Source organism: Seongchinamella unica (assembly GCF_004354085.1).
Lineage (GTDB): Bacteria > Pseudomonadota > Gammaproteobacteria > Pseudomonadales > Halieaceae > Halioglobus > Halioglobus unicus.
In genome coordinates, this window is the sequence record NZ_SMSE01000003.1 from 77,876 (window position 1) to 91,120 (window position 13,245).

A 13,245-nucleotide genomic window follows, 5' to 3' on the forward strand; every position below is an offset into this window, starting at 1 on the left:
CATAATCCCCACACTGGGGATCAGTATTCATTACTGCGAGGAACGACAACTTGAACAGCCACAGCGGATCGCATCACATAAGAACCATGGGCGTCAGGGATATGACGCTGTTCACCGTTTCGGCGATCCTGTTACTGGACACCCTCGCCGCCTCCGCCTCCATCGGCGTGTCGAGCATTAGCTGGTGGCTGATCATGGGGGTGATATTTTTCATTCCCTACGGACTCATCAGCGCGGAACTGGGCACCACCTACCCGGAGCAGGGTGGCATCTACAGCTGGATCAGGCACGCTTTCGGCAGCCGCTGGGGAACCCGCGCCACCTGGTGCTACTGGCTGAATACCGCCATGTGGAACGCATCGATTTTTATCCTGTTCTCGGGCGTGTTCGCCCAGATGTTTTTCCCCGATTTGTCCTTCACCACCCAGATCGCCATGGCGATTGGCATTACCTGGCTGGTGGTGGTCATCACCTGCCTGTCACTGAAAATCGGCAAATGGGTCCCGAACACCGGCGCCACCCTGAAAACCATCACCTTCGCCGCCATTGTCGTGGGGGGAGTGGTGTACGCCCTGCAACCCGGTGTCCAGCTCGCCAATGATTTCAGCCTGCAGGCCTTCGTTCCCGAGTGGGGCAGCAGCACCCAATATGTGTCCACCATTATTTACGGGATGCTCGGCTTCGAGCTGATGTCCTCCGCCAGTGAAGAAATGAAAAACCCCCAGCGCGACATTCCGCGTTCTATCCTCAGTTCCGGGTTGATTATCTTCCTCAGTTATATCCTCGGCACCTTCGCCATTCTCGCGGTCATTCCCGCTGGTGATATCAACCTGGTGGAAGGTCTGGTGGACACCCTGCGCCTGCTGTTCGGGGAATCGCAACTGGGCCAGTTGGCGGCCACCACGCTGGGCATATTTGCCCTGTTCACCTTCTTCTCCAACGGCACGACCTGGGCCATCGGTGCCAACCGCGCCGCCGCAGAATCTGCGGCGGATGGTGAACTGCCAAAGCTGTTTGCTGTGGAGAGCGCCAAAAATGGCTCGCCGGTAGGCGCCACTGTGCTGATGGGGATCGTCTGCACCGGGGTATTGCTCGCGTACGGTGCGGTTGCCGGCACCAATGAAGACCTGTTCTGGTCCCTGTTCGCTGCCAGCGCGGTGCTGTTCATCCTGCCCTATATCGCCGTGGTAGCGGCGTTCTACCGCGCGCGCCAGATCGACGGTGAACGCAGCCGGCCTTTCCGGGTTCCCGGAGGGAACACGGCCGCCCTGGGCATGAGCAGCCTGTGCGTCTTCCTGCTCGCCCTCACCGCCCTGCTTTTCATGTACGTCCCGGGTAGCGGCTTTGACTGGCCGGTGGTGATTGGCTCTGTTGGCTGCATCCTGTTAGGCGAGGTGGCAATGCGAATCGCTGAATACGAGAACCGCCGGGACGCTGAGAAATAGCCCTGTTTCTCGGTCCTGAAGCGGATATCTACAGGGGACCGAAAGACCTCAACTGTTTCCTCAAACCAAAAAAATAACAACGGTTAGTTACGCCGAAACGTGTAGCAATGATTGGTGAGTGCATACTGGAACTCACCCCACAGTCCCAGGTACGAACCCTGCCGAACCTTAGCCATGAATCTGTCCTATGGAGGAGAGACGCTTAATTCGGCGGTGCACCTTGCCCGCCAGGGTATTGGGGTCAATTACGTGGCAGCACTGGGTGACGATCCCATGAGTGCCTGGATGGTGGAGCACTGGCGTGGTGAGGGGCTGGGGTGCGATCTTGTCGATTTCCACGCTGGTGAAGTACCAGGCATCTATCTCATCGAGACTGATGATCAGGGCGAACGCTCATTTTACTACTGGCGTGAAAGTGCGCCTGCCCGTCGTCTGCTAGACGAGCCGGACAGTGCTGTAAGTTGTTTTCCCGCTTGCGGGACTTCCCCTGGTTGTGCCTCTCAGGGATCACGCTGGGCATTTACAGCGAGTCATCCAGGCAGCGCCTGTACAAGTTTTTGGCCACGTACAGGCAGGATGGCGGCAAAGTCGCTTTCGACAGTAACTGCCACCCCCAACTTTGGTCGTGCCAGGAGAGTGTCCGGAAGGCCTACGAGTCAATATATCGCCTGACGGATGTAGCTTTAGCGACGATTGAAGATGAGTAGACAGTGTTTGCCGACGCCGACACGAGCGGGGTTATCCGGCGCTTGCGGTACTCGGGTGTCGGCGAGATCGCATTGAAAATGGGTGCCCGGGGTTGGCTGATGGTGGACGATCATGAGCAAGAGCTGGTCGCTGCCAATAAGGTATCGGTTGTCGACACAACATCTGCGGGAGACTCCTTCAACGCCGGTTACCTTGCGGCGCGCCTCAAAGGCTGCCCTGCCTCGGAGGCAGCGAACCGGGGCCACCGCCTGGCGGCGGTGGTTATTCAGCACACCGGCGCCATCATCCCCCTGAGCGCCATGCCCGATTAAAGCCTACCAGGTCCAGGCGCCACCGCCCCAGGAACCCCAGCCGCTGGTGGGATTGGTTTCCGTCGCCTGCAACTGGAAGTTCCAGTTGTGGCGCATCATAGGTGGTTTCCATGTGGGCCAGTCGGGCTCACCCGGCCGGTATGAAACCGTTTCCCAGCAGTAGGGCTGACCTAACAAACCGGGGTCGGCATCGAGATCATCACACTCAGTACCCGGGCAGCTCCAGTTGCCGGAAACCTTGCAGTCAAGGCCTAAAGCGGGATTGTGTGGACAGGCAGGGTCACCTCCCAGTATCCCTCCCTCACAGGGCTCGCAGCGATCGATACAGGCGTTCAGTTTCCTATTCTCTCCTGATGCCTCATCAATGATACAGGTCCCCACCTTGGAGGGGTTAACCGTGCTAAACAGCAGCGCACTATAGCCGAGGCCATGTAACCCCGCCTTCAAACTAGCTATCGCAGCTGCTTTTTCTGGTGGAAGTTGGTCTGGTGGAGTTTGCGGGTCGGTCGGGTCGGTTAATTTACACAGATTTTCCACGTCCTCCTCGTCCTTGGGAATCACCCCCGCCAGGTTTTCCCCACCGGAACAGAAGCTGGCCCCTCTCAGCCCGGATATCGTGCCTCCCTTCTTCTGGAAGTAGATACCTTCTCCCTTGGCCGTGCCCGCCGGCCAACTGTAATTACAGTAGTTGGAGCCGGTGGTACCCTCGGAAAACATATTGTTGATCTGGGGGATAAGCTCGCCGCCAGCCTTAGCATCGAATCTGAGAATACCGGCTGCATCGAGCGTTGCTGTTACAGTGATAGTGTTATCGTCGTCCGTGAAGCTGCAAACACCGGTACTGGTGATGCCGTCAGGGTTAGGAATAAAGTCCCCGGCGTCGAGATTACAACCCACGTATGGTGTGCCATCCTGCGGGTCGATAATACTGTCACAGAAAAGGCGCGATCCAATCTGTGTGGCCGAAGATGGGTAGGGGGTGAGGGGGTCCGACAAGCCCCCGGCCTTGCACTCCGCCTCCTGAGCGACCACCCCCGGGACAGCGCCCAACAGGAGAATTAATCCCATCCCCGCCGCAAGGATCAGGGACGTTCCAGTTTTACTGTTCATGACTCGTTTACTCCTTCAGAATAATTTACCAACCGATTACGTCTGCCCCGCGGAATTCATCTCCCGATTTTTCCCCTGATCAGCGTACAGAGCGCCGACTCGAATTCGTTGTTAGAAACTGAAGGTCGCCTTCCCCACCACACTCACTTCCGGCAAATAGGGTGACAGCGAAGGCTGCTCGCTGAATGCCATGAAGGTGTCGTCCTGGTAATCAAATGTTTCATCAGTGGCATTCTTCACCGTGAGACTGAGAATGCCCCGGCGGGCGCGCATGCGGTAGCCGGCAGTGAAGTCCAGTACGGTGAAGTCGCTACTACCCTGTTTGAGGAAGGACCCCGTGGGTCGCTCTACGTCCTGATCCACATAGGTCACCCGGGCGCCGCCGAAAAGCCCGCTGGCATGGAAGTAACCCAGTGATAGTGGCAAGTGCAGGGTTTCCACATCCATGGGCTGGTCGAAGCGCTGGTCCTGGTTGCCCTCGTACTGGTCGTAAATCGCTTCCACGCCGAGTGAAATCCGGTCGCTGGGTGTCCAGTAGAAATAACCGCCGTAAGAGGATTCCTCCCGGTCCCGATACTCCCCGTCACCCGTGCGCAGGTTAGCCACCAGTATTTCAAAATCCCGTTCCCAGGCCTCCAACCCCAGCTTGATCGAAGTCGATACATTCCAGTCCATACCCAGGCCGTAGCCCTCTGTTTTGGTGCCATTGGCATCGTCGAAGAACTGGTTGAAACCGGCGATCTGGGTGGGTTCGATGGTGCGATTGCCCGCCAGTGGCGCTTTGATGGTCTCATAGTAAGCTCCCCGTAACTGCAGCCGGTCAGTGAGGTCCCAGCGCAGGCCCAGCTTGGGGTTCCACTGGTCTTCGGACACTTTCCCCTGCTCATACTCCTGGTAACTCACGCCAATGGTCCAGTTGAGATTTGCGGGCAGCTCGATGTTCGAGTAGGCGTAGCCCACCACGTTCTCCAGGTCCTGCTGAAAGCTGAGCTCATCGCCAAATTCCAGATTTACCGGCGGACCAACCTGCTGCAGCACCCGTGCGGCCAAATCCCAGTCGTTATCCGAATACGAAATACCGGTGACCAGGTTGAACCACTCATCCATGAGCTGGTACTGGATTTCGCCGAGGACTGTTTCCTGCTCCAGATGACCGCTCTCTTCAATGCTGATCAGCACGGGCAGGCCGGGAATGGTGATATCGTCTGTAAACTCCTGCTTGGACGTGGTGTCTTCTTCAGTCTCGCTGTAAATCAGTGACAGCAACAGCGATGATTCCGGTGACAAATTCAACCGGCTACCCAGACGCAGGCTGTCGTCCTCGAATTCCCGCCGGCGGCTGGCGTCGAAGTCATCAGGGTCAAAGTTCATACTGATATCGCCGTGTTCGGTTTCCCGATGACGCAGTTCCATCTGCAGGTTTACGCGGCTGTTCACGGCATACTGCAGGAAGCCGTTGTACACTTCGTTATCCAGATCGTTGTTGCCGCGAAAGCCATCGGTATCGTAGACATAGGCGCCAGCGCTGTAGGACAGGCGGTCGTATACCCCGGACACCACCGCCTCCCCGCTATAGGTATCGTTATTGCCAGCCAGGGCGGAAACATTGAAAACGGTCTCATTTCGCTGGAACAGTGGCGTGAACTCATTGAACCCGGCAGCCGCCGGACCTCCCAGGGTGACAACATTCAGGTGGGTCTCTGCGATGCTCGGTTGCACGGGGTTGATATTCACTTCCTGGGTCAGCTGTGATTGCAGCAGTTCACTGACCCGGGAAATTTCGCGGCGGTGCAGGCCCTGATAGGTATCTGAAAGAAAACGATGTCCCGACGCATTTCCCGGGTCAACGGTCAGGAATCGAGTGGCTTCCTGCAAAGCCACTCGCTGGAATCCCAGGTCGCTGTAGACCCTGGCCAGGCTGGTACCCCTTGCTGCCCGGTCCTTGTCGAGCAGGAGACGACTTCGATACACCGCCCGATTGTCGTTGCGAATGATGGATTCCTCAATCTCCTGCAATGCCGGAATGGGCTGGTTGCGAGTCTGCCTGGCGATACCGGCATAGAGGAAAGGAGTGGGATCCATGTTGTCCAGTTCCTTGGCAATGTCCCATTGCTGGATGTCCAGAGGAGGCCGCTTCTCCTCAAAATAGGCCTTGCCCAGATAGGATCGCAGCAGCGCGCGATTGGCATCCAACGCCACCGCCGCCTCCAGATCGGCCCGACCTGCGCGCAGATCGCCACTGCTGATTTTCGCCAGGCCCAGGCCCATATGCGCCAAGGGGTCGGCCGAGGATAACTTCAGAGCTGTCTCGAAGGCTGCTATTGCTTCGTCGTTACGGAATTCCGCAAGTGCGGTGAAGCCTCTGACCAGCTGTGTTCGGGACTGCTCCGGATCGATGGCAATCGCCCGGTCGGCAGTGGTCATGGCTGCCGAGCGGTCACCCTGCATGAGTTGCAATTCGGCCAGTCTCGCCAGCGCGAGCGCATTGTCCGGATCGGCATTGACCGCCGCCTGCGCGGCGTTGAGCGCAGCCTGAATGTCGAACATTGCCTGCAGGGCATACGAATGTGCGATATGTGCCGAGGCGCTATCGGGGCTGAGATCTACTGCGCGCTGGGCGTCGGCAAGTCCCTGGGCCGTGTCATTATTGACCACCGCCATCACTGACCGCAGGGCATAGGCGTCACCGCGGGATGCATCGGCACCCAGTGCGTTGTCGGTTGCTTCCGAGGCTTCCCCGATCCTACCAACAGACAGCAGCGCCGCGGCCGAGAGTAAGTGATAATCGGCCCCACGCTCTGCAACGGGTATGTTAGCCAGAGCGTCAAAGGTACAGGCAGTATCGCCTGCGTCGACACAGGCGCGCACATTCCCCATACCGGGAGCAGCATCGTCCCCCAAAACCAACACAGGCGGATAATACAGGGACCATTGCACGGCATCGCGAGGATTCACCAGGGTTCGCGGTTGCGGTGGGCTACCCTGCGAGGCGGCTGCCGTTTCGCCGCCAGCAAGGGTCAACTGGCCGTGGTTGTTGGCAGCCACCACCGTTCCCTCCAGAACAGTGATCGAGCCTTCGCCTTCGCCCGCCCGGATAACAAACTCGGTGCCCTCGATCGACCCGTTGATATAAGGTGTATTGACAACCAGCTTGCGAGGCTGGCGGCTGAACGACTGTATGGCTCCAGCGACCATGTCGAGAATGGACGGTTCCTCCGCTTCAGGAACAATATTGACCAGGCGCAAGGTAGTGTTTGCGTCGATGCGCAGGACCGCATCGGTGATCAGGGCAACCGCGGCGCGGCTACGGCTGCCGACCCGAATCGTGTCGCCTTCACACAGGCCTTCCCTGAGCGCGGCCTCCGACCAAACGGTTGAGTCGCTGGGTTGAATGGACACCGCTCCCTCGAGGGAAACCACCTCCCCCACTTGATTTTCGCAGGCAGACAGAGAGGCGGAAGACCAGCTCACGCCGAGTACTGCAAGCACTGGCAGCAGCAGCCACAGGACACGGTGAGCGGATCGCTGACTCTGCACCACACAGTAATCTCGATTAAAATCAGTCATGGTCTATCTCGCCAATTCCCTTTGAAGAAGCATTTTTTGAAGGCGCAAATAACCACCCCGGGGCGAACACCCATCCCTATAACGATTAGTAAAGTTAGAACAGACTGTCAATGAAACAGTCTTGTTGCGCCTGTTGCTATTGATTACTGGTGACCATGGCATGTGCAGATGGGCGTTACTTTGCCTCAGGAATTGACGCTGGCTTGAAAATTCCTTGCACAAAAAACAGGCTGATTATTAATAGGTTAAACCGGACAGCTTGAGCTGTTTCCAGCATTAAACTTGCTGAACTATTTGAAAACCCATGTCAGTTCTGTACATTTTTCAATCAGCTTTATAATTAAATATTCTAAGGGATCATGGCTTTCATCCTCCCGCTTTGAGGCTGATGAACCTGGCGAACCATCGTTCTTTTTGCGACAACCACGCATGCTGCAGCTCCTCGCGTGTCCTATACTCAAGCAAATCCACAAGGTTCACCTGACTGACGGGGTTTCCGCTCTATGGAATTGAATCTCGCGGTACGGTTTGCTGCACTCTGGAAGCGCTGCACCGACACAGACAGTGACAGGGCAACGGTGTGGGAAGCCCTCTACCAACGCTATACCGAGGATCACCGGTGCTACCATACGCTTGAACATGTTGCCCATTGCCTGCTGGAGTTCGACAGAGCCGCTGGCAGAATCGGGGAAAACGATGCAGTGGAATTGGCTATCTGGTTCCACGACATCATTTACGAACCGGACTGCAAGGACAACGAGGCGGCCAGTGCAGATTTTTTCCGCACCGTTGCCCGGCCCGTGATGGACGCAAATCTTGTCGAGCTGGTATGTCAGTTGATTCTCGCCACTGTCCACGCCGACGAACCCCTGTGTGGAGCACCGGCCTACATGGTGGATATCGATCTGTCTTCATTCGGACTGCCCTGGGATGACTTTCTCAGAGACAGCAACAATCTGCGCCGTGAGGGTAGCGCAATCCCGGACGCTGAGTTCTATCGTAACAAGGCGGGATTTCTGAACGCATTGCTGCAACGCCGATACATTTTCAATACCGAGTTCTTCCGCGAGGCCCACGAACGGAAAGCAAGGCAGAATATCGAGCGCTATCTGGCGATGATCCATGATTGGGGTTTTGACATCAAATCACAGGCTTAAGTCCAACAATGAGAGATACGACCAATTACGGAACGGAAGCGGCTAGCCATGACACGGTTGCTTAAAGCCATTGTGCTGGGTCTGGCCACGGCCTTGCTGGGCGTACTCCTCTCGTTTTCCCCTTATGGGACAGGGATAGAACGCGGTTTGGGGCTTCCCTGGCTATTCGGCATACGCGGACCGGTACCCAGCCCTGCTCACGTGGCTGTCATCGGCATTAACAGCGAGACCGGCGCAGAGCTCAACCTGCCATCGCTTCCCAGAGACTGGCCACGGGGTATTCACGCGACGCTTATCGAGCGACTGGTGGCATTGAATGCCGCGGTCATTGTCTTTGATATTTTCTTTTCCCAGGAAAAGGAAACGGAAGAAGACGCGAAACTGGTCGCCGCGGTTAGCGCTGCAAAACGGGTAATCCTGTTTGAGCGCCTGACCGGAAAAACTGCACCGGTGGTGGATGTGGACGGAAACCAGGTAGGTGAAATTTGGTCCGAAACGCTCGTCCCACCCTTCGACGCCCTGGCTTCTGCCGCCACTGCCCTGGGCGTTTTTCCCCTCCCCAAGATTGACGCCGCAGTACACGAGTTCTGGACGTTCAAGGATTCAGTCAGCTATGAACCGAGTATGCCTGCCGCGGCAATGCAATTGTTTGTTCAGCGACTGCAACCAGACTGGTCCGAAGCCATGCGCCTGCGTTTACGCAAGGACACGGGTAACCCTGATACGCTCGGCGCCCAGATGCGGGCCCTGCGTAACCTGTACCTGCAGTCGCCCAAGGCTGCGCACCACGACGGCGGCGGAAGCGCCTTTATCGCTGCGCTGGAGGCGCTGTACAGCGGTGATGAGCACCGCTATCTCAATTTCTATGGCCCCCCGGGCACTATTCGCAACCTGAGCTACCAGGAGGTAGTAAACTCACCGGAAAGTATCGGCCGGACACTGCAAGATACCGTTGTCTTTGTTGGCTACTCTGATCTCTACGACCCCGGTCAACCCGATCGATTCTACACAGTTTACACACGTGATGATGGTGTAGACCTGGCCGGTGTAGAGATCGCAGCGACTGCCTTTGCCAACCTGCTGCACGACGAGGCGCTAAAGCCACTGTCCACCGCCTTCACCCTTGTAGTGCTCACCACGGTTAGTCTGCTATTTGCCATAGCGGCCTACATGCTACCGGCTGCATTGGGTGTTGTCGTGAGCCTGGTGCTGTGGATCGGATATGCCGCATTAGCACAATGGCAGTTTGGACAAAGCCACTGGCTACCCTTAGCTGTGCCTTTGCTGGTACAGGCACCACTTGCCGTTTTCCTTGGCGTATTCGGTCAGTATCGTTTTGAAAGACAACGCGGGCAGCGCATATCGGAAGCTATTAATTATTACCTGCCCGAACATATAGCGAAGGAGTTTGCTGCCGGTCGCATTGATCCCGATTCTGCCAACGATGTCAGTTATGGTACTTGTCTCGCTACCGATATGGCGGGTTTTTCGACAATTGCGCAGGACATGAACCCGCGTGAACTCGCTGTTCTTCTTAATGAATACTTCGAGGTATTGGCCAACGCGCTCAACGCGCATAAGGTTGACGTCACAGAGTTTCGCGCCGATGCCATCATGTGTGCGTGGCTGGGGGATGAATCCGGGGAAACGCCTCGCAGGAGGGCAATACAGGCTGCCCTGGAAGCACGTCGTGTTATTGCCGGTTTCGGAAAACAGTATGGTGCTTCCATTGCAGGCCTGCGCGTCGGGCTCGAATCTGGCTGGTTCTATGTGGGGCATGCTGGCGGAGGTGGCCATTTCGTCTACAGTATTGTAGGGGACTGTGCGAACACAGCTTCGCGTCTCGAGGGACTGAATAAATATCTCGGAACGCAGATTATCGCTTCTGCCGAGGTCGTCAACGACCTCGACGGGTTCTTGTGCAGACCCCTGGGATTGTTCCAGTTAAAAGGCAAGGACAAGGCCACAGACGTGTATGAAATCCTCGGGGAGCTCGGCGAGGATGCCGGTGAAACTGACTGGCTGCCCACGTTCGGAGCAGCACTCACCGCGTTCCAGGAGAATCGCCTGGAGACCGCGCGGGACGCTTTCAAGGCAGTTTTGTCAGTGCGCCCAGACGATGGGCCGTCACGATTTTTTCTCGACCAGTGCGGGCAGCTGTTGCAGGAAGACGCGCCGGTCGAAAGCATGAGCGTGCCAAGAATCATAAGCATGGACAGCAAGTGAGCATCTTCACCAAATTCAGCCCGGAGTTCTTATTATCCAGTTTGCTGGCCGGCATCATTGCAGGACTGGTGGCGCTGGTATCCTGTGTAAGCTTCGCCGCGCTGATCTTCCATGGCCCGCTTACCCCCTACCTGTCGACGGGCATTTCGATTGCCATCAGCACGGCAGTGATCGGTGGTTCCGTACTCACGCTATTCAGCACTTGCCGACCAGTGGTGGCCATACCGGATGACGATACTGCGCCGGTTCTGGCGCTGATGGTCACGTTACTGATAGCCCTGTTCCCCGCGGGTACTCCACTGGAAGTGCAGTTCGTCACCGCGTTTGCCGCACTTGCGCTATCAGCGCTCACCACAGGAGTCGCGTTGACTTTGTTGGGCTTTTTTCGCCTGGGTTCACTGGTCAGGTTTCTCCCTTACTCGGTGATGGGTGGCTACTTTGCCGGAGTCGGATTGCTTCTAATCCAGGGAGCCTTGCGAGTAGTAACAGATTTACCCCTGTTGACTCCTGCCAGTTTCGTGCAACTTTTTTCCCCGAACCAGTTCCCCCTTTGGCTGCCTGCCTTTGCATCTGCCATCGCCATTCGGCTCGGCATAGGGTACCTCAACAAGTCGATCGCTATGCCCGCAATCCTCGCCATACTGATAGCCGCCTACTATGCGGGAAATGGATTGCTGGGCCATGGTCCGCATCAGCTGATGACGAATGGCCTACTCATGGGCCCCTTCCCTGAGACGGAGACGGTCTTCGTTCGGCCAATACTTCTCCAGCGTTTGCCCGAGGTCAACTGGGGATTGGTCTTTGGAAGCGCGGATGGAATTGCCACCATCATCATGCTGAGTAGCGTCTCCCTGATGTTGACTGCCAGCGGACTCTCGCTGGTGCAGCGGGAGAATATCAATATTAACAGGGAGCTTGAAGTGGCCGGCGTCGCCAACGCTGTGAGTGGTTTGAGCGGTGGCTTGCTGACACTCCCATCCATGACCCTGTCTACCCTGGCACACACAGTAGGCGCGCCAAAGACTCGGCTTGTAGGTCTGGTAGTCGCCGCTTTTTGCGCCCTGATTATGATGTTTTTCATGGGAGCCATAGCCTGGTTACCGAAAGCAGTGGTTGGCGGTTTACTGCTGTTTTTGGGTTGGTCATTTCTCGAACGATGGCTGATTGAGGCCCGACTGCAACTGCCTCTGCTGGAATACGGCGTGGTGCTGGTGATAGTTGCAGTTGTCGCGTTCGCGGGTTTCCTAGAGGGTGTTTTTTTCGGCTTGATCTGCGCGATCATGCTGTTTGTAGTCAATTACAGCCGCATTAATGTCGTTCGCTACGCAATGACCGGCGAACAGCGTCGAAGTAATGTTGACCGTAACAGTAAACAAAGCCACTACCTCCAGGAAGCGGGGGGTCAGTCCTTTATGCTCAAATTGCAGGGATACCTGTTTTTTGGGACGGCAGCAGCCCTGGGCACGCGCATTGAGCAACGCCTTGAAGACAAGTCCCTGCCAAAATTGCGATTTGTCGCAATGGACTTTGCCCAGGTTACCGGCATGGATTCTTCCGCGGCTTTGTCGTTCATGAAACTTGCCCAGCAAGCTGCCAGATCAGATTTCTTCCTCATTCTCACTGGGTTGTCAGCGGAATTGGAGGAACGGCTGAAGAGTAGCTGGTTCGAGGGTGAAACGACCAGCTATATGCAATTATTGCCTGACCTCGATCGCGGGGTAGAGTGGATTGAAGAACGGATTCTGAAAGAAGCCGGAATGGAGGAGGAGTGCGAGAGCATTTTGACGCAACTTTCGCGTGTTCTCCCCATGGAGTCGGATCTGACGGTCTTGCTGAAATATCTTGAAGAACGCCAGGTCAATGCGGGCGACGTGCTTGCCGAACAGGGCAAATCTTCAGACGAGCTTTTTTTGCTGGAGTCCTGTACTGCGTCGGTGTACCTTGGGACCGCTTCAGATAGGCGCCACCGGATCCGTCGAGCCGGTTCGGGCACCGTATTTGGTGAAGTGGGCTTTTATCTCGGCTCTCCCCGTACAGCGACCGTGGTTGTCGATAGCAACGGCAAACTGTTTGTTCTTAATCAGGATAAGATGGCTCTTCTGGAACAGGAACACCCGCAAATTGCAGCGGCGGTCCATAAATTCATGATTCGGGTCATTACCCAGCGCCTACAGCTGACGACTGCGACCCTGCAGGCTGTGCTGACTTGAAAAATTGTGTTGACGGAGGTGAAGGATGACCTGCCCTAAGTGCAACGACACCCTGTCGGTGGTTTACTTTGGAACGGATATCGAAGTGAAGCGATGCAATAACTGCGCGGGTATTTTCGCCCGGCGAGAGATGTTGCAGAGGATACGGGACGAATGGCTGGTTGAGTCGATCATTGACGTGGGCGCGAATTCTCGCCATAGCGTTTCGGTTGAACCCGGCACCGACGTTATCTGTCCAGCCTGCGGTGCTGTAATGGATCCGGTGCGGGATGACCAGCAAAAGCATATCGTCATTGATGTCTGTTCATCCTGTGATTCCGTGTTTCTCGACCCCGGTGAACTGACCGACATGAAAACTGTGACACTCATTGACCATATTCGAAAATTATTAGGCAAATTTTCCTGAATAATTCGAGACACCAGCCGTTCAGGCCTGATAGAACTGCCAGCTGCCATGAAGCCTCTCAACTTGACGCTGGCACCTGAGCTGTCGCTGTTCACGGGCGCCTAT

General features: G+C 56.3%; 9 protein-coding genes. 7 read left to right on the plus strand and 2 right to left on the minus strand.

All coding sequences use genetic code 11. The features are described 5' to 3' along the window. The first annotated feature begins 50 nt into the window (after positions 1-50). The 3 genes from E2F43_RS12440 to E2F43_RS19305 all read left to right on the plus strand — a co-directional run bounded on the left by E2F43_RS12440 (position 51) and on the right by E2F43_RS19305 (position 2,464). Entirely contained in the window at positions 51-1,445 is a 1,395-nt protein-coding gene (locus E2F43_RS12440) for an APC family permease (RefSeq protein ID WP_238946900.1), read from the plus strand. A 174-nt stretch (positions 1,446-1,619) separates the two neighbouring features. Beyond that, entirely contained in the window at positions 1,620-2,117 is a 498-nt protein-coding gene (locus tag E2F43_RS19300; RefSeq protein WP_238946901.1) for a PfkB family carbohydrate kinase, read from the plus strand. Between the two features lie 38 nt (positions 2,118-2,155). Beyond that, positions 2,156-2,464: a PfkB family carbohydrate kinase gene (locus E2F43_RS19305; protein WP_238946902.1), complete on the plus strand. Its 309-nt coding sequence runs from the start codon at positions 2,156-2,158 to the stop codon at positions 2,462-2,464. Between the two features lie 3 nt (positions 2,465-2,467). On the opposite strand, the gene E2F43_RS12450 is transcribed toward E2F43_RS19305, so the two are convergent. Next, positions 2,468-3,574: a hypothetical protein gene (locus E2F43_RS12450; RefSeq protein ID WP_133213184.1), complete on the minus strand. Its 1,107-nt coding sequence runs from the start codon at positions 3,572-3,574 to the stop codon at positions 2,468-2,470. Positions 3,575-3,685: 111 nt separating this feature from the next. Next, on the minus strand, positions 3,686-7,141 hold the full coding sequence (locus E2F43_RS12455) for a TonB-dependent receptor domain-containing protein (RefSeq protein WP_133213186.1): 3,456 nt from the start codon (positions 7,139-7,141) through the stop codon (positions 3,686-3,688). Positions 7,142-7,644: 503 nt separating this feature from the next. Between E2F43_RS12455 and E2F43_RS12460 the strand changes: the two genes are divergently transcribed. From E2F43_RS12460 to E2F43_RS19310, 4 genes are read left to right on the plus strand one after another with little or no spacing between them, the layout of a single operon-like run. Further along, positions 7,645-8,298, plus strand: coding sequence for an HD domain-containing protein (locus E2F43_RS12460; protein ID WP_133213188.1), 654 nt, complete (start codon positions 7,645-7,647; stop codon positions 8,296-8,298). A 48-nt stretch (positions 8,299-8,346) separates the two neighbouring features. Further along, a complete protein-coding gene (locus E2F43_RS12465) occupies positions 8,347-10,524 on the plus strand; it encodes a CHASE2 domain-containing protein (protein ID WP_133213190.1) in 2,178 nt (725 codons plus the stop codon). Further along, positions 10,521-12,734, plus strand: a complete 2,214-nt coding sequence (locus E2F43_RS12470) for a SulP family inorganic anion transporter (protein ID WP_133213192.1) — start codon at positions 10,521-10,523, stop codon at positions 12,732-12,734. Before E2F43_RS12465 ends, E2F43_RS12470 begins: the two co-directional genes overlap by 4 nt. A gap of 25 nt (positions 12,735-12,759) precedes the next feature. Further along, on the plus strand, positions 12,760-13,140 hold the full coding sequence (locus tag E2F43_RS19310; protein ID WP_238946903.1) for a zf-TFIIB domain-containing protein: 381 nt from the start codon (positions 12,760-12,762) through the stop codon (positions 13,138-13,140). Positions 13,141-13,245 lie beyond the last annotated feature (105 nt).